This is a genomic window from Flavitalea flava (assembly GCF_054461575.1).
On sequence record NZ_JBTLQH010000008.1, the window covers coordinates 110,303 to 127,583 of the forward strand.

13 protein-coding genes are annotated in these 17,281 nt (G+C 46.8%); 2 read left to right on the plus strand and 11 right to left on the minus strand.

The window, feature by feature from the left end; translation table 11 throughout:
• Positions 1-105 precede the first annotated feature (105 nt).
• The 10 genes from ACX0G9_RS10250 to ACX0G9_RS10295 form a co-directional block, all read right to left on the minus strand.
• On the minus strand, positions 106-2,373 hold the full coding sequence (locus tag ACX0G9_RS10250; protein ID WP_459064802.1) for a TonB-dependent siderophore receptor: 2,268 nt from the start codon (positions 2,371-2,373) through the stop codon (positions 106-108).
• Positions 2,374-2,661: 288 nt separating this feature from the next.
• Positions 2,662-3,489, minus strand: coding sequence for a hypothetical protein (locus ACX0G9_RS10255; protein WP_459064803.1), 828 nt, complete (start codon positions 3,487-3,489; stop codon positions 2,662-2,664).
• Between the two features lie 54 nt (positions 3,490-3,543).
• Positions 3,544-4,581 carry a hydrogenase expression/formation protein HypE gene (hypE, locus tag ACX0G9_RS10260; RefSeq protein ID WP_459064804.1) on the minus strand — a complete coding sequence of 346 codons (1,038 nt, stop codon included), beginning with the start codon at positions 4,579-4,581 and terminating at the stop codon, positions 3,544-3,546.
• 25 nt (positions 4,582-4,606) lie between these two features.
• On the minus strand, positions 4,607-5,710 hold the full coding sequence (gene hypD / locus ACX0G9_RS10265; RefSeq protein ID WP_459064805.1) for a hydrogenase formation protein HypD: 1,104 nt from the start codon (positions 5,708-5,710) through the stop codon (positions 4,607-4,609).
• Complete coding sequence (locus ACX0G9_RS10270; protein ID WP_459064806.1) at positions 5,707-5,976, minus strand: HypC/HybG/HupF family hydrogenase formation chaperone; 270 nt, start codon at positions 5,974-5,976, stop codon at positions 5,707-5,709. The genes hypD and ACX0G9_RS10270 overlap by 4 nt, the downstream gene beginning before the upstream one ends.
• Positions 5,977-6,002: 26 nt before the next feature.
• Positions 6,003-8,414 carry a carbamoyltransferase HypF gene (gene hypF, locus ACX0G9_RS10275; RefSeq protein ID WP_459064807.1) on the minus strand — a complete coding sequence of 804 codons (2,412 nt, stop codon included), beginning with the start codon at positions 8,412-8,414 and terminating at the stop codon, positions 6,003-6,005.
• 141 nt (positions 8,415-8,555) lie between these two features.
• On the minus strand, positions 8,556-10,127 hold the full coding sequence (locus ACX0G9_RS10280; protein WP_459064808.1) for a nickel-dependent hydrogenase large subunit: 1,572 nt from the start codon (positions 10,125-10,127) through the stop codon (positions 8,556-8,558).
• Positions 10,128-10,374: 247 nt separating this feature from the next.
• Complete coding sequence (locus ACX0G9_RS10285) at positions 10,375-10,998, minus strand: TetR/AcrR family transcriptional regulator (protein ID WP_459064809.1); 624 nt, start codon at positions 10,996-10,998, stop codon at positions 10,375-10,377.
• Positions 10,999-11,050: 52 nt separating this feature from the next.
• On the minus strand, positions 11,051-13,531 hold the full coding sequence (locus ACX0G9_RS10290) for a T9SS type B sorting domain-containing protein (RefSeq protein WP_459064810.1): 2,481 nt from the start codon (positions 13,529-13,531) through the stop codon (positions 11,051-11,053).
• Positions 13,532-13,770: 239 nt separating this feature from the next.
• Positions 13,771-14,604, minus strand: a complete 834-nt coding sequence (locus tag ACX0G9_RS10295) for an HD domain-containing protein (RefSeq protein ID WP_459064811.1) — start codon at positions 14,602-14,604, stop codon at positions 13,771-13,773.
• Positions 14,605-14,674: 70 nt separating this feature from the next.
• On the opposite strand from ACX0G9_RS10295, the gene ACX0G9_RS10300 reads away from it, so the two are divergent.
• Positions 14,675-15,112 carry a universal stress protein gene (locus ACX0G9_RS10300; RefSeq protein ID WP_459064812.1) on the plus strand — a complete coding sequence of 146 codons (438 nt, stop codon included), beginning with the start codon at positions 14,675-14,677 and terminating at the stop codon, positions 15,110-15,112.
• 577 nt (positions 15,113-15,689) lie between these two features.
• Here the strand turns inward: ACX0G9_RS10300 and ACX0G9_RS10305 are convergent.
• Positions 15,690-16,256: an RNA polymerase sigma factor gene (locus tag ACX0G9_RS10305; protein WP_459064813.1), complete on the minus strand. Its 567-nt coding sequence runs from the start codon at positions 16,254-16,256 to the stop codon at positions 15,690-15,692.
• Between the two features lie 120 nt (positions 16,257-16,376).
• Here ACX0G9_RS10305 and ACX0G9_RS10310 point away from each other — a divergent pair, with 120 nt between their 5' ends.
• Positions 16,377-17,162 carry a hypothetical protein gene (locus ACX0G9_RS10310; protein ID WP_459064814.1) on the plus strand — a complete coding sequence of 262 codons (786 nt, stop codon included), beginning with the start codon at positions 16,377-16,379 and terminating at the stop codon, positions 17,160-17,162.
• Positions 17,163-17,281 lie beyond the last annotated feature (119 nt).

The window sequence follows — 17,281 nt, forward strand, 5'->3', positions numbered from 1 at the left end:
TGTATCTTTTTATAGTCGCTAAAGATACGTTTTGGACCCCAGCTTTTCCAATTTTGACCGTATAAAGAATAGGGACTGCCCGCCATAGCCGCCAGGCATGACCCATTACCATCTCCAACCTATCCCGATCATCATGTTGCGGGGTCTTCCGGGCCATTTATTAACATTGTTATAGGCTCCGCTCCAATAGGTTGTATTGGCAAGATTATTCAGAACGCCGGAGAAAGAAAGGTTTTTATAACTATAATAAAGACCTGCATTAAAAACTGTGTAGCCGGGAAGCATATATTGGGGATCGGGTGTATTCCGGAGGCTGGCCTGCGAATGACCGAAGGCGATTGCCAAACCTTTAAGCCCTCTTTTATTAAAAGTATACTTAATCCAGCTGCTGCTGGAATTTCGTGGCGAATTCTCCAGCAATTGCCCAACCTGGGCGGCGATCTTACTTTCGAGGACTTCCGCGACGCAATGAGCATAGGCCAGCGAGACCGAAAGATTGGGAATAATATTCCCATTGGCTTCGAATTCCAGACCCTTAGAGCGGTCGGTCCCCTGTTGGATAAACAAATTCGGGTTGGAGAAATTTCCTGCATGGACAGCCACGTTATGAAGAGTAAGCTGGTAGAAGGCAATGGAGGCCGACAACCGGTCTTTAAACAAATTGGCTTTAATCCCCGCCTCGTAAAGCTGGCTGGTAATAAGTTTAAAGGGTTCATCGAAGACCTGGGCATCCGTTGACACTTCGAAGGGGTCAAAACCCTTATTATAGGTTGCGTACAGGCTGGTATGCGAGTTGATGGAATAAACAATTCCAACGCGGGGCAGGAAAACCTTTTCGCTCAGACTACTTACGCTGTCATCACTGTCACCCTTATAGAATTCTTGCCGGAGACTGAATAACAACTTCCATTTTTTCCAGCTAACCAGGTCCTGTACATAAACGCCTTGTGTGTGATAAACAGATCCGTCTACATCCGTTCCATCCGAATCAAAACCGGAAGGTTGATAAGTACTGACGGGTCTTTGTACATGTTGAGGATGCAGCAGGCTGAAAGTGCCTACGATCCCGCTTCCTTCCCCGAACTGATCCGGGAGTTCGAAATAGTGCTGATCCAGCATTATCCGGCTTTTCACATAATCATAACCGGCAAAGAGCTGGTGACTGACTAGTCCAGTATTTAGGCCATAGGTGAAATAAGCCGTCAGCGTATTGGTTGTCGTGCGATAGTCCCAGGCCGTGTAATACAAGCTAACGGAATCAGGGGTAATATAATCGTTGATCCCATGATCAGCCACGTTTTGCCGGGTATGGTAGTGCAAATATCCAGCATTAAACTTAAGGCGTTTGGTGAGTTTATAGGAAAAAGTGGCGATGGAAGAAAAATCGGTTTCATGCAGAAAATCACCTGACTGTGTTACGGAAAGACGGATAGGTGTCGATTTGAGATCTGTTGCATCCTGCAGACCCGGTTGCCCCCTGTCGAGGACAGTATTGATATGGGCCAACGAAAAATCGATATTCAGTTTCAACCGGTCATTCGGAACAAAGGACAAGGAAGGGGCAAACTGATAGGATTTTGCATAGACCTGATCCCGAAAAGAATGTGTTTGATCATAACCTGCATTCATGCGGTATAAAAGAGTTTTGCTTTTATTGAGGGGTCCAGTGATATCCCCTTCAGCGTGAAAATGGTCCCAGCTGCCCCCGGCAATACTCAATTCCCCGCCTTGTTTTTCCAGTGGTTTTTTGGTGACCAGGTTAATCGTGCCGCCCGGATCACAATTGCCATAAAGCGTGGCGATAGGTCCTTTGATGATCTCGATCCGTTCCACATTTACCAGCATAGCGCTGGTATAGGTCGTATGGTATCCGCGAAGACCGTTGATATCCCTGGCATTTTCAGCCCGGAATCCGCGTATCGTATATTCGTCATAGCCCGAATAATCGTTAACACCCGAAGCATTCCCGGCTGCGTCCTTCATCGTAAACACCATCTTATCCTTTATGAGCTCTTTTGTAATAGTGGAGATGGCCTGAGGGATAGCAATAATGGGGGTTTCCGTTTTGGTACCGAAGAAGGAATAATCACTCTTATAGGATTTTTCTGTCCTCCCCAATACTTCCACCGATTGTAATAATTTAGCGGAATCCATTCGGGGGGAGATCAACTTATCAGTTCGGTGAGAGGGCTCTTTGTCCGTTCCGGAAGGAGGCACCTTATCATTCCTGGCCGGGATCGTATCCTTTCCTATTCTCTCCTGGGAAACCCGTTCGGGTGTGGTCCGCGTGACAGGAACCTGACCCCGCATAGGCTTGAAGACGGAAAGTAAAAAAAACAGAAATGATAAAAAAAGCAGTTTTTTAATTAACATACAGGCCACGGTGTCCAACAAAATAAAGAAAAAATAGCATAACTCATCTTCAAGCCAATATAAACCGACACAATTCATTCAGATCATTAAAAGACCCCACCATTGTGGTATGCAAATGTTGCTGCATAAAAAGACCTATGGCAGATATATATTAAAATATGACCTTTTTTTCGAGCAGTTCCCAATGCCCATATTGGCTTGGCTGAATTCTTTAATAATGATTGGCTATAACATTTGCTGATGAGAAAAATCAGTCATATTTTAATATATATCTGCCAAAATCAAACATCAAGCAGCAATATTTTCAATCACAACCTTCCCTCCATAAACCAAACAAAGCAAACAGGAAACCAACACCAGAATAGTTTGTAATACCCGTCCCTGAATAAGCCGTTTCGAGAAAGGAATACTGAACAAAAGAGCGGCCACCATCATACCGACTGTGCAGGCCAGTCCAAAAAGACCCAGGTAGACAAGACCATCGACAGGGCTTTTGATCTGGGACATAACCACCAGGACCAGGGCCCCGCTGCCGGCAAGACCGTGGATCAGGCCTATTCCATAGGCCAGCGAATGGGGGTGATGACCGGGTCTTTTTTCTTCGCTGAAATGAAGATGCAGATTTCGGGTGTATTTTTTTTGAGGAGTCATCGCCCAGCGATGCGGTCGGGGTTCCGCATCCTGAAGAGCTACGGGATCTGCAGGCAGACCGGGCTGCGTAACAGACCCTGAATATTCGAAGGCATTCTCCGCCGGATGAAAAGGCGTGAGGGAATGGTCGGGCAGATGTGGGTGGGAATGGGCAACGACAACCACACCCTCTTTACGGAAAAAACGAACAGCCCGGAAAACTGCCAGCGCGATCAGCATAAAACCTACGGCTGCCTCAAAATAATGGAACCATACGGGCGGGATGGTCGCTTTGAACAGGATCATGAGGATCCCGATCAAAAAAATTGTAGAGGCATGTCCCAGCCCCCAGTACACACCGTCCTTCACAGACAGGCGGATCGCACTCCGTTGAGAGACAATACTGCTAACGGCCAGAAGATGATCGGCTTCGAAGGCATGCGTGAAACCTGCATAGATCGTGAGTAGAAATGGAAAACTGAACATAAAGTGCAAAATTAAAATTCCCAGGTAATTAGATAAAAAAAATATTAAGGTTGACTAACATATTCTCGGCAACTGTTCCCCGGCCAGCATATTCACCACTCTCCGCCCTCCGATAGTACTCTTCATCAATACCTGCCCGGGATGATCCTCGGTGATCTCCCCGATAAGAGCTGCTTTTTCTCCATGCTCCCACTGCAACAAACGGTTCAACACAGCATCCGAAACGACAGGATTCACCACGGCGACGAACAGACCTTCATTCGCCACATACAGTGGGTCAAACCCCAGCATCTCACAGGCGCCCATAACTTCTTCTTCGACCGGGATATCTTTTTGCCGCAGATCGATGCCCAGTTTCGTTTCTCCGGCGATCTCATTCAATACCGTTGCCAGACCGCCCCTTGTCGGATCGCGCAGGAAATGGATATCCTGTCCGAATTCATCCAGTAAGGCCAAAATGATCTTATTCAGCGGGCGTGTATCGCTGCCAATCGTAGTTTCAAACTCCAGACCCTGGCGATGGCTCATAATCGTGATCCCATGCCTGGCCAGCGGGCCGCTTAAAATGAGTTTATCTCCTGTTTTAACAGCGGCTGTATCGATATTCGCTTTATCGTGAACGATTCCGATGCCGGTGGTATTGATAAAGATCTTATCCCCCTTTCCTCTTTCCACCACCTTTGTATCGCCGGTAACGATCTGTACACCTGTCGTTTCACAAGCAGCTTTGATACTCAGCAGGATTTTCCAGAAGACCGCTATTTCCAGACCTTCTTCCAGTACAAACCCCAAAGAAAGATACTTTGCCGCGGCGCCGCACATGGCCAGATCATTGACCGTTCCGTAAATTGCCAGGTCGCCGATATCCCCGCCTTCAAAAAAAATGGGAGACACGACAAAGGTATCCGTACTCATGGCCACTTTTCCATTCAGGTTAAAGACAGCTCCGTCATGTTTTTTATTTAGCAGCTCATTTCCCAGCAATTGAAAGACTCCGCTGTTCAGCAATTGAGAAGTCAGCGTGCCGCCGCTGCCATGCCCTAAATTAATGGTATCGAAATCGAGCTTGGGAACCGGACAGGAAAGGATCATGGAAAAAAATTAAAAAATAAAAAGGTTATGGTCCAACTAAAGTATGGGTCTGGTTATAATGATAATAGGCGGCACAGGCCCCTTCGCTGCTTACCATGGGAGCACCCAGGGGTTTGGACGGCGTACAGCGGTTGCCGAAATTGGGGCATTCATAGGGTTTGATCTTTCCTCTCATGATCGCTCCGGACAGACAGCCAGGATCTTCGGGAGCTTCTTCCAGGCTGATATGAAATTTTTTATTGGCATCGAACGCTTCATAAGAGGACTTCAGTGCATAACCGCTAAAGGGGATATTGCCGATCCCTCTCCAGGCACGATCCGTTACTTCGAAGACCTGATCGATTATGGCAATAGCCTGTTTATTGCCCTCCTTTTCCACTACCCGGCCATACTGGTTTTCCAGTTTAAAAATGCCCGCCTCCAATTGTTTAACCGTCATTAAAATACCTTCCAGCAGATCGACCGGTTCAAAACCAGTCACGACGATAGGAATCTTATACTTTTCTACCAGGGGATAATATTCTTTGATACCCATGATCGCGCAGACATGGCCTGCCGCCAGGAATGCATCGACTCTGCAATCCGGGTCGCTCAATATGGCATCCATGGCAGGTGGAACCAGGACGTGAGAAGTCAGAATGGAGAAATTCTTCAATCCTGCACGCACGGCATGAATGACAGACAGCGCATTGGCAGGGGCAGTCGTCTCGAAACCGACTGCAAAAAAAACGATCTCCCGGTCAGGGTTTTCTGAAGCTATCCTAACGGCTTCCAGCGGAGAATAAAGTATCCGGACGTCCCCTCCCTTTGATTTTGCTTCCAGCAAACTCATCCTGCTTCCCGGAACGCGGATCATATCACCGAAAGAACATAAGATAACCTCATGGTCCAGGGCAAGGTGGACGGCTTTATCGATCAGATTGACAGGAGTAACGCATACCGGGCATCCGGGCCCATGGATCATCTGGATGGACGGGGGTAACATATTAAGCAGTCCGTTTTTAACCAGGGAATGAGTTTGCCCTCCGCATACCTCCATAATATTCCAGCTGCCCCGGAGGGTTTGCCCCAGCTCCGTCAGGAGCGCCCCGACAATTTCAGGCGATCGGAATTCAGATACGTATTTCATTGGTAAATAGTAAGACCCGTTTCATATAATTCATCCAGTTCGCCGGCCTCTTTCAGGTACCCGAATACCTTAGCGGCCTCTTCTTCATTGACCTTACTGATAGCCACCCCAACATGCACCAACACATAATCTCCGATCGCTGCGGTAGGGACCATCTCCAGGGAGGCCTCCCTGATCACACCTCCAAAAGACACTTTGGCCATTCTGACGGAGCCTCCATAGAGGTAGGAGATGGATTCGATCTTTCCGGGAATGGCTAAACACATAACCTTGGGGTTTTAATTAAAAATGATTAAGAATGATTTTTTTTCTCCCATATCAATTCTATCCCTCCCGGGTATTCGGGAGGAGTATCATCCATATAATCTTCCGGATGAATTTCCTCCGGATAAATCCGGTTATCCGATATAAGATTCTTGTCACAGAAGACCATCTGACCGAAAGAAATATTCTCGTCATTGGGAGCAAAATCCTTATGAAAAAATAACTGGTATCTTTTTTTATGAACATGATTTATCCAGTCGACCAGGAGCGCATTCTGAAAAACCCCGCCGCTGAAACAAATCCGGAAAACACCTTTATGTACAGCCATCCTCCCGATGAATTCCGCCAGGGAAAAATGGAACCTGGCCGCGATGTATTTTTTATCCTTGCCGGCAATAATATCTTTCACGATCTCCTGGATCAGGACAGGGGTAGGAACATACCCCCTTCTGAAATCATCCGGAAAATAAGAGCGATCCATAACAAAACCATGTTCGGCTACATAAGCTTCGGCCAGGCCCTGGACACGCATGGCCGCTTCCCCTTCATAAGTTTGAATATCGCATATACCCAGCATCGAAGCAAGGGCGTCGAATATCCTGCCTACCGAAGAGGTAAAATGAGGTGTAGTCTGGACCAGGCTATCATAATTATTCCATTCCGTTTTGGTAAACTTTTTCCGCACCGTTTCCGTAAAAAATGGAGATTGCGGACAGGAGTCGCTCAACAGACAAAAGGCGGCCAGTCTTGGTTCCAAAGCCATTTTATCCCCGGCGATCACGGGAAAATAATCGAAGTGGGAAATACGTTGTATTTCTTTTTTATCATAGTAGAAGAATTCTCCTCCCCAGGTATTCCCATCACCGCCCAGGCCCGTCCCATCCCAGATCACGCCCAGGATAGGTTCGGGGCAGTGTATCAGGCCATATTCCGCCAGTATAGCTGAAAGATGGGCCTCGTGGTGCTGAATAAAATCTACATATACCTGGAACGGTTCTTCCAATTGCAGGGAATATTGATGTGTGAAATAACCAGGGTGTCTGTCTGCGATCACCGAATCCGGTTTTACTCCGTATAACTTCAACCAATGCGCAAGTGTTTCTTTATACATTTGCTGCGACTCATACGTTTCGCCGCTTCCCAGGTACTGACTGACAAACACATTTCGGTTTACCGTCAGGGTAAAACTGCTTTTCAAAAAAGCACCCGTTGACAAAAGGCGTCTTTTTGACTGGCTTCTGTATTTAACGATCGAGGGCGCATACCCCCGGGATCTTCGTAAAAGGATGGGTTGCCGGAAAGCAGGAGTGACCTGGACCACACTATCATCCTGAGGAATAATGATCTCCCGGTTATTACTAACCACCAGATCGGCAATGTCGAACAGAAAGGCCAGGGCATCTTCATCCCTGTAGATAAGCGGGGATCCGGAGAGATTTGCGCTGGTGGCGATCAGCGGCATGCCAAAATCAGTGGCGATCAAATCCAGTAAGGGATTGGACGGCAGCATAACCCCCAGACGGTTAAGCCCCGGAGCAATGGAAGAAAAGGCAATCGTCTTAAAAGCCTGAGGTTTAGGAACCAGTAATACAATAGGAGCTTCTTCGCTTTCCAGAAAAGTTTTTTCTTCCTCGTTCACTTCAAAATGAGCCAGTACGCTTTCCATGTCGGGATACAGGAGGGCAAATGGTTTGGCCGAACGTTTTTTACGCTTCCGTAAAAGATCGATAGTGGCAGAATTCCCGGCGCTGCAAATCAATAAATACCCCCCAATGCCTTTAACGGCGAGAATCTTCCCCTCCCGGAGAAAATACCTGATCCCGTCCAGCACCTTTGGCGTCTCACTGCAAAGGACAGCAGACGTTTTATCCCGGAGAGTAAGCCCGATGCCACAGTTCGGGCAGGAATTGGTCTGCGAATAAAAGCGCCGGTCTTCTACATTGGCATATTCATCCTTACAAACCGGACACATTGTAAAACAATGCATGGACGTGTTATGTCTTTCAAAAGGCAAATCTTTGATGATAGAATAACGGGGACCGCATTGGGTGCAGGTAATGAACGGATACCGGTATCGCCGGCTGGAAGGATCATGCAGCTCTTTCCTGCATTCCGGACAAATGGCTTTGTCCGGAGCGATCAGCACCTTCCTGTTTGTCTCCTCCTCTTCCATTATGATCGTAAAATCCGTATACGCTATATCATCTTCGTTTACTTTCATTACGGCCGAAATAATCCTGGCCTGGGGAGGGGCTTCCTGTTTGACCTTTTTAAAGAACATGACGGCAACTTCCTTGGAGGCATTGAAAAAAATATGCAGGCCATCGGCTCCGTTCTCTACCGTTCCGTTCAGATGCATGGTCGTGGCCATCTGGTAAATTTTTGGCCGGAATCCGACTCCCTGAACGATCCCATTGATATGAATATGAAAAGTATGCAAGATCTTTTCTATTTTGATTTGGCCTTGGGACCTGGTGTACTAACAGGTTTTGCCCGGTAAAAGATACACTTAAATAACGGGGGAAATACAAGGGGACCCTACCCTAGAAAATTTTTTCTACATTGCCGCTGGCCTTGATCTTCAGGCATTCCCGGATTTATTATCATGCGCATGCACGGTGCAAACCATACGGCTATCGAAAGAACGGGCCACCAACCCTACCTCCACCGGATCGTTCTCGTCCTCGATCTCCAGCCCCATCAATGCGGATTCAATGGCCCCGGAATTTCCCTGTTCATCCTTGGGTCCCACATTCCAGCTTGTAGGAGCGATGATCTGGTAATTCCTGATAACCCCATCTTCGATATCGATCCAATGAGCCAGTGCGCCGCGAACGGCTTCAGTGGCGCCAAAACCTTGCCCGTCCCGTTCTGTGGGCTTGATATAGAATTCATCGGCCAATCTGATCTGGCCTAACCATTCATTTAAATGAACAAAATAATGGGTCATTTCATGCATCCGCGCCAGACAGCGAACGAAGACGCTTGGTCCCATTTTTTTGAGGATATCCTGGAACAGGGGGTCTTTGATCTGGTGTGGCAGATTAGCCGGGTTCGCATTCATAACCACCCTGGCAAGCGGACCGGCTTCAGCTGCCTGGCCCATGTAACGTGGTGCCTTGGCCCAACTGTATTTTCCTCCGAAATCCGTTTTTTCCAGGAAGGAGGATTTGGCAGTAATGGGAGCCGTTTCTTTAAAAGGATGTGCGGCGGGGGTATCCTGATACCAGCTTTGTTTCACATGCTCGATGATCTGGTTTTGATCGAATACGTGATAATCCTTGCCGTCATAAAAACCGCTCGCCTGAATAAGCGCCTGGTTGCGGCTTTCGATAGTAGGATTGTTATACCGGTCTTTATGCAGAAAGGTCCCGTAGGCAATGAACTTTCCAAGACCCTGACCCATTTTATCCAGCCCGAATTCCAGACCTGCCCGCAGATACAGCCCCAGATCGCTGTTCCTATGACTTTCATTTTCATTAAGCCAAACCATCATATCGTCCCAGCTTTTAATTTTCATATACCGTTCGATGGAACAGCCCAGCCAGACTGACTCCAGCCAGTCATTCCGGAAATGATTGAGGATCGTGTGGGCACGGGTAATATCCTTCTGCGTAGGTGTGCATATGACCCCTCCGGGGACCATATAACTGCTGTAGGGCCACTGACCGCCAAAAATGGCATAGATCTCTACCGGTCTGCCGCTGGCTGTCAATCCCTTTTGGAAAGAAGTACCGACATAGGCGGACCAGCGTTTAGCCACTTCGGCATACAAGGGTTTATTGGCAAATTTTTTATTGGCCATATCCGTAGCGAAAATCGCATAGAACCAGCGTGGGTCGCTTTGCAGATTTTCACTGCCCTGCCCTATTGCCCGCAACAATAAGGCATTGGGACTCAATTCTGTCTTCCAGGCCGTATCCAGAGCCGAAGACGCACAATAGAGATGTGAACCTCCGCAGATACCGCAGGCCCTTGGAGTAACGATCAAACCGGCCTGAGGGTCCTTCCCCCTTAAAATGATCTCAAAACCACGAAAAATGGACGCTTGGGTGCTGGCACGGGTGACTACACCGTTTTCCATATAAACATTCACATCTAAATCGCCTTCCACGCGACCGACAGGTGATATATTTAATTCTTTGGTTGCCATTCTTATTGAATTATGGGTTTTGAAAATTAATGATACTAACGATGCGCCTCTATGAAATGAATAAATTATGCGTAAAAATGATTATTTATCCTTTTCGGCGTAGGGTGAGGAGTAGGAGTAAAGTAGGGCGGGGAGTACGGTGGGAGTACGATGAGAGTAGGGCGGGGTTACGATGGGAGTACGATGGGGAATATTCAGACGGGAACAGAGAATCCTTTAGACAGAAACCCAGGTATTTCATCGTTTGTCACAACACCAGGCTTTTATTGGTTAACTGATTAAATTCCGGGATTCCCATATCGGTGAAAAATACCCGTAGGATGGACCAAAGGTCATTACAATATGCGGCAGGTTCCGCTTGATCATTTCCATTAATGAACGCATAACTCAGCCAGTTATCCATAGTCAGGCAGAAGATATGGGAAATATTTCCGAACTGCCCTTCATATTGAGGTTGAATAAAGGATCCACGGGAGGCATTGAATTCCAGCATAAACAGGATCTGCTGCCGCTGGAAGGAAAGTAACAGGCGGTGTTTATCCGCAATTTCCGGAAAGGTCCTGAGAACCTCCAGCGTATCTGCATAAAAAAAACGGTATTGTTGCTGCAGATCGAACATATTTCGCAATAAAAAATCGATATCCTCGAATAAGGGTAATACCCTGAATTCAGCGAGAAGCAGTTCCTGCTTTTTTTTCAATCGTTTGTAAAGGGATAAAATAATATCCTCCTTATTCTTAAAATGGTAGGCAAGATGCCCGACGCTTACGAAGGCACTGTCTGCTATATGCTGCAGGCGGACATTCACAAAACCTTTTTCATTAAAGAGAGTAAGCGCTTTATCTAAAATATACTGCTTGGTAGGTTTCATAATCCGTTTTCAAGATCAAGGTTTCTTGTCAACAAAAATAAAGGTTCCTGAGTTACCTTATCAATATCGTAGTACCTTTTCTGAATACGACCTTTCCTGTATAAGCGGTGCCCTGTGCCATCCAGACATAGGTCCCGCTTTCCTGGACCCTGCCGCCCGCCGTTCCATCCCATCCTCTGCCCATCTGCGAGGAACTATAGAGTAATTGCCCCCACCGGTTATACACGCGGAAGTATTGAAGAGAAGATATCCCAACGGCAATGGGCCGGAAAACGTTATTACTGTTTTTCCCGGGAGTGAAGGCATTGGGGACGAAAATATCCGGGGCGGTCTTAAAGACCTTCACCAGGATGTTGGCTGTTCCTGTACAACCGTTGGAAGCAGTAGCTGTTACGAAATAACGAACGGAATCGATAGAAGGACCCAGTATGGCAATAGGATTCGCCACATCCGGGAAATTCAGGCCGGTGACGGGTGTCCATTTCCAAAGATCACCTTCACTGGTCGTATCGTTGGAGGTCGCCTGTAACTGGAGGGGCTGATTGATCACTACGGAAGTATCCCTTCCCGGGTCGACGATGATCGGCGGATAGACACTTACCTGGAAAGTATCCTTTCGCAAATTTGGGCAACCCGCATTCTCAACACTCAGCACATAATTTGTATAGGTTAGGGGAGACGCTTCCGCATGAATGCCGTAAGGCGTGGAAGGGATCACCCCGTTTCCCTGGTCGGTAAGCATTTGCGCATTTATCCAGGCATAACCTGTTCCGATAGAAACCGAAGCATTCAGCAGCGCTTTCGTTCCATAACAGATAAGTGTATCCGCAGGGGAAATCGTCGCCTGCGGAAAAAGGGCAGACAAAAGAGTAACTTGAGTTACGGAACTTTTATCCTCCGGGCAAACCCCGCTTTGTACCCTTACCCGGTAGCTGGAAGAAGTTCCCAGATTGACTATATAATATTTGGAATCGGTAACGGCAGGGCTCAGGTCATTCCAGTTCACATTATCCAAAGAAGTTTGCCAGTTCAGAACGGAACCCGTTTTCCCATTCAGGGTAAGGAGCGCATCCTTGTCCTGGCCGGTACAGACCTCCATGCTGGATGGAGCCAGCGTTCCCCCCACGGTTTTCGGGTCAACCAGAATCCTGGCTGCCGAGCTGGTATCGATAGAACAGGCGGAGCCGTTCTGGATCAGCGCTGCGTATACCGTGGTGGTGACCAGATTTTGGGCCGTGTATAAATGAGTATTATTGGGCACGATACTCCAACTGGATCCATCCGGAGAAGATAACCAGTTCAGGATACTACCCTGATATCCGCTCAAGGTCAGCTTACTCGCATTCACTCCGGAACATACTTCATGGTTATCACTGACAGCACCGGCGACGGTCGGTGGAGAAATGTCGACCTGGATATCATCTTTCAGATCCGCGCAGCTGTTCCGTTCCCTGGCCGTGATTATCCCGCTACCGGGGGCCGCTCCCACTTTTACGTTAATGATATTGCTGTCGCTTCCGGAGACCATGGTCCAATCAGATGGAATCGTCCAGTTATAAGTGGCGCCTGCCAGACCGGGGATAGAATAGATCAGGCTGGTATTAGCGCACACGTTGAGGGGGCCGCTGATCAGGAGGCCATCACAATTACTGCGCAGCGCTACATAGGCATAGGCAAAATGGCCGCCGGGCATACAATTGTCCGCCTCAAAAGTAAGCGTGACCTGCTGACCCCGATAGGGCGAAAGGTCGAAAGTCACCTCTGTCCAGCTTTTTGTCCAAACATCCTGCAGATGTTCTGCATTGTTCGAGTTCGAATTGGGATTCGGATTAGGCGAAAGTTTACTGCTGAGTTTAAAACCTTCCCGTACGGCAGTAGCCGTATCCAGCGTGGCGCCGGTTCCCCTGGGATCCGCATTATTGGCTGTCGGCAGATAATACTTGGGAGAGGCGCAATTGATCACACTGTCATGGGTAGTCAGTGTTGCCGAAAACAGGGGTTGCTGATTGGAATTATGGCTTCCGTTCTCAAGCACCATCGCATAGGCATAGGTCATGGTATAGGGTTGGGTCGAAGGACTGGTAGGAACCTTGATATTATAGCTGATACCCCGTACATAGCCGCCCTGAACACCGGCGTTATTGGAATGAGTAATAGAAGTTGACCCCAGGATGACCGAACCATTATATTGATAACCGTTGATCTTGGGAATAGTTGAAAATCCACCGTAGGGATCGATATTGGAGGTGGTGATCACCTGGATGCCGGTAGTGGAGATCCCGTATTCATTGATCGTCATGGCTCCGATAGTACCGGCGGGCGCATCTTTGGCAGAATCATACTTGGAGATAATAGCACCGGGTCCATTGCCGGTTTTATTGTTACCGGTATAGGCAAACCAATGGGTCAGGGAACCAAAGGAGAAATTACTGTTTAAGGGACATGCCTGTGTCTGGCCAAAAGCGCGGGAACAAAAAAGCAAGCTATAAACACAGCAAAGGACACAGCTTAAAAATTTCATCAGGCTATCCATAAAGGTCAATAAAAATCCTTTAACCCACCGGCGGATTCCAGGATATGAAAATACGCAATATTCCCCTATTCCAGGACCATCCGGGAATCAGCACTACCCTACCCTATAGGATACGGTGGAAAAGACGTTACGGTTTACTCGTGAAGCCTAATTATAGATAAATATTTTTGAAAAAACGGTCCATCCGGCCGAATAAAATACAAAGCTTTGATAATCCGAATAATACAAATACGACAAGATTAAACTATACTAGAGTACTCCTCATTATCCGGTTCGCCTGCAATCTCTCTGCGGATTTTTTCCATGAAATCAGTCAGGTAAGCTGCCTTTTCCGCAGCCAGCCGTTTTCCGGTTTGGGTATTCATCAGAGAAGGCAATTTTAATAATTTGAGCGGGAAATGGTCCAGCGCATATAATTTATCATCATTTTCACGAAAGGCTCCCAAGGGGTCTTCCGCATGAAAAAGTTTTTGGCCAAGCTGGCCGGCGGTATAAAAGACCCGGGCCAGTCCGATAGCGCCGATGGCCTCCATGCGGTCTGCATCCTGTAAGATCTTCGCTTCCGTAGTCAGGGGCGTCACACCTGCAGAAAAACTGTGTGCATGAATGGCATGCCGGACGCCCTCAATCTTTTCGCGGGGGAAACCCTCAAAAATCTCTTCCAGAATCCTGGCGGTCATTTCCGCACTCAGACGGGAAGACTGGCTCCGGTCAGGGTGATTCTTAGGCAGCGATACGAGATCATGAAAATAAGCGGAAGCGAGTAAAATCAGCGGGTCGGCAATGCCATTCTCCCATGTACTATTTCTTTTTTCTTCAAGGTCAATAGTTTTTCCTTCTTCCCGGTTAGCAATTTTATCTTCTTCACGGTTAATAATTTTATCTTCTTCACGGTTAGCAATTTTCCCTTCTTCCCGGCTAATATATTGTGCCATCTTCCAGACCCGTTGAAAATGCCCCAGGTCGTGGGAACCATCTTTATGCTCAACGGTTTTCCCCAGATAATCTATAAAGATTTTTTCCCAACCTGCTACATCATACTTTGCCTGGCCTTTTGCATTATTTTGTTCCATGCGTAAACTTACAGACTGTTTGCTTGTTTATATTAAAAAACAGATGAGGTAAAAAAATAAATTCAGCTATATGAACAATATCTTAATGGCTCTCGATTTCAGTGAATATTCCCAAGAAGTGGAGAAAAGGGGTTATACACTGGCAGCCCGATTGAACACCTCAGTGACCCTGATCTCGGTGATCGCCAGACACACGGACTTTACCAGACCGGATACCGGGGAAGTTATTTTGGACCAACCCGAAGAAAGATTGCAGGCGGCGCAGGAAAGTCTGGAAAAGATCAAAGAGGCTCATCCGGAAGTACCTACCCAGATCATTTCTTTTATCGGAGAGCCCAAACAAGGCATCGTGGAAGCGGCCATTCAAGGAAATCCTGCCCTTGTAGTAGTCGGAACACATGGGCGAACCGGTCTTTCTCATTTATTATTGGGTAGTGTGGCAGAATATGTGATACGACATTCCCCTATACCCGTACTCGTGGTTCCATACCAGACCGACAAACATTAAAACCAGCAAGTAGTAAAGCAGTAAATCAGACAAACATTAAAAAAGAATTAAAATTACCTGCGGTCAGCTGCCCTAAAGCTGCAGTATAGACGAAAAATTTCAGGAATGGGGAGCGAATAATTTCCAAATACAAACAATCAATAACACAATAAATCTCAAACACAATAAATCCCCACCCCATCTCATCCTCAAAAAAACAATCCCCTCCAGAAGAGGGGCTTACAAAGGGGCGCAGCTGAACTTCGTTTTGAACACTGTTCAAAACTCGTTCGTATGGGCTACGCCCGTAACTTTCGTCCCGTTCTCCTTCGAACGAAACTCAGTTACGCTTCGCTCGGTTATGTCGCGACGCATATATTTTTTTATGCCCGGTGCGACACTTTGAACTAAGGAAAGCACCGGGCATAAAAAAAGGGCCAGAATAGAAATTCAGCCCCGTTTTAAAATCCAATATCCTATGAAAAACCATACTATAAACGCTGACAGGGAAGAAATAATTGTGGCAAACGCCAAATAAGGATAAATAAAATTCCTATTTCCCCTGCAATACGTAATATGTTTTTCCAAAAATTACTTTTCAGGAATCCGGAGGACATTTTCTCCGCAATAAATTCAGGCCCCGAACCTTATGATTTTTTACCGTATTCACGGAAAGCTTGGACAATGCTGCGATCTGAGCATTGCTCATTCCCTCCAGGTAGGATAATTTCAAAATGTGGCGGCATTGGGGAGGCAGGCCTTCCATTGCCTGGTAGATCTGCTGCAGCCATTCGGCTCTTATCATCTGGTTGAGAATAAATTCTTCGTGGTCCGGGGATAAATAATTAATAAGGCCCGTTTTCCGGTTTGTATCCCGTTGATGTTGTTTGATAAGATTGATACAGGCATTTTTTGTACTGATAAAAAGGAAGGCCTTCACATTTTGCAATGTTTCGAAATCCCCGTGTTTTCTCCAGAGCATAATAAAAATGTCGGTAAGGGTTTCCTCCGCACCGGGGATCTCACCCAGAAGATTATTCGCAAATACCCGCAGGGAATGATAATAATGGCCATGAAGAATACGTAAGGCATTCGGTTCGCCGCTTTTCAAGCCGGTCATAATGTCCATACCGTTAAGTATCGACAAAGAAGAACTACTGGACATAGGTAAAATTAAGGTCCTTAATAAATAACGAATATTAGTATTAAGGCACGCTTAGATCCGGTAGGGCAAGAATAAGATTAAAATCAGAGATCAGCAAAATAATCTTATTTACTTTTATAAATGGGGTTACAGCAATCTTTCATCACTTATAAAGGCAATCGTTACCCGCATTATTATCTGTGTAACTACCTTCCGGTGTCTGCAGGTCAGGACCGGTTTTCGCATAGTCTCCTGAAATTCAAGCAGGGACGTCAACCCGATCTTAGCGCCTGGATCGATTGTTCCCTGGAAATTTTGAGCAGCGCTCCCTCCCTGCCGTTCTTACCATCTTCTAATCCCGTCACCACTATTATACCATCGGGTACGATCCTGGTCAGGGCCCTTCATCACCAGGAATGGATGGTAGAAGGGCAAACAACCTCGCTGGACAAGCTGGGATTAGCCTTATCGGCTCATTTTAAATGCCTTTATCTGCCAGGGCTGCTGCGCAAATCGCGCAACGTTCTGGAAATGAAAGGACTATCACAAATTCAGCGGGAACAGGAATTAAAAGAGCTATACTTTTTGGACAATGCCCATCCGGAAAAATCCCATCCCCTACTTCTTCATCAACAGAAATCCCTGGAGGAATTCCCTGAATTTCTAATTCTCGACGATATCCTAACCACGGGAACAACCGCTAAAATGATCATCGAAGCCTTGCAATCCAGTTTCCCACTGGCCAGGCTTCGTATTTTTACGTTGGCAAAGGCAAATTATGATGCCGGCCTCAATAAGTCCACGCTATTAAAAGGACAGCGTTACAGGCTGGAGGAGGGAATGGATTGGACCCTGGCCGAAGAAGCTGTCACCTATCATACATATTATACATACGGCGAGTTAACTGCATGGATCAAAGGGAAGTAAAAATATAATTTTTTAATGCAGCATTGATCCATAAGTAGTTGTCATCAATAAAAGAGAGCCCCTTATTTCAACAAGTCCAAAAAAAAATTGTTAAGTAATTTATAATTTTCTTTAACTTC

What these genes read in the sequence shown, in the direction of transcription:
- ACX0G9_RS10270 (WP_459064806.1), bottom strand. Translation starts at nt 5,976, where the DNA reads ATGTGTTTAGCCATTCCCGGAAAGATCGAATCCATCTCCTACCTCTAT.
- ACX0G9_RS10305 (WP_459064813.1), bottom strand. Translation starts at nt 16,256, where the DNA reads ATGTCCAGTAGTTCTTCTTTGTCGATACTTAACGGTATGGACATTATG.
- ACX0G9_RS10280 (WP_459064808.1), bottom strand. Translation starts at nt 10,127, where the DNA reads ATGGCAACCAAAGAATTAAATATATCACCTGTCGGTCGCGTGGAAGGC.
- ACX0G9_RS10255 (WP_459064803.1), bottom strand. Translation starts at nt 3,489, where the DNA reads ATGTTCAGTTTTCCATTTCTACTCACGATCTATGCAGGTTTCACGCAT.
- ACX0G9_RS10290 (WP_459064810.1), bottom strand. Translation starts at nt 13,531, where the DNA reads ATGGATAGCCTGATGAAATTTTTAAGCTGTGTCCTTTGCTGTGTTTAT.
- ACX0G9_RS10310 (WP_459064814.1), top strand. Translation starts at nt 16,377, where the DNA reads ATGGGGTTACAGCAATCTTTCATCACTTATAAAGGCAATCGTTACCCG.
- ACX0G9_RS10300 (WP_459064812.1), top strand. Translation starts at nt 14,675, where the DNA reads ATGAACAATATCTTAATGGCTCTCGATTTCAGTGAATATTCCCAAGAA.
- ACX0G9_RS10295 (WP_459064811.1), bottom strand. Translation starts at nt 14,604, where the DNA reads ATGGAACAAAATAATGCAAAAGGCCAGGCAAAGTATGATGTAGCAGGT.
- hypD (WP_459064805.1), bottom strand. Translation starts at nt 5,710, where the DNA reads ATGAAATACGTATCTGAATTCCGATCGCCTGAAATTGTCGGGGCGCTC.
- hypE (WP_459064804.1), bottom strand. Translation starts at nt 4,581, where the DNA reads ATGATCCTTTCCTGTCCGGTTCCCAAGCTCGATTTCGATACCATTAAT.
- ACX0G9_RS10250 (WP_459064802.1), bottom strand. Translation starts at nt 2,373, where the DNA reads ATGTTAATTAAAAAACTGCTTTTTTTATCATTTCTGTTTTTTTTACTT.
- ACX0G9_RS10285 (WP_459064809.1), bottom strand. Translation starts at nt 10,998, where the DNA reads ATGAAACCTACCAAGCAGTATATTTTAGATAAAGCGCTTACTCTCTTT.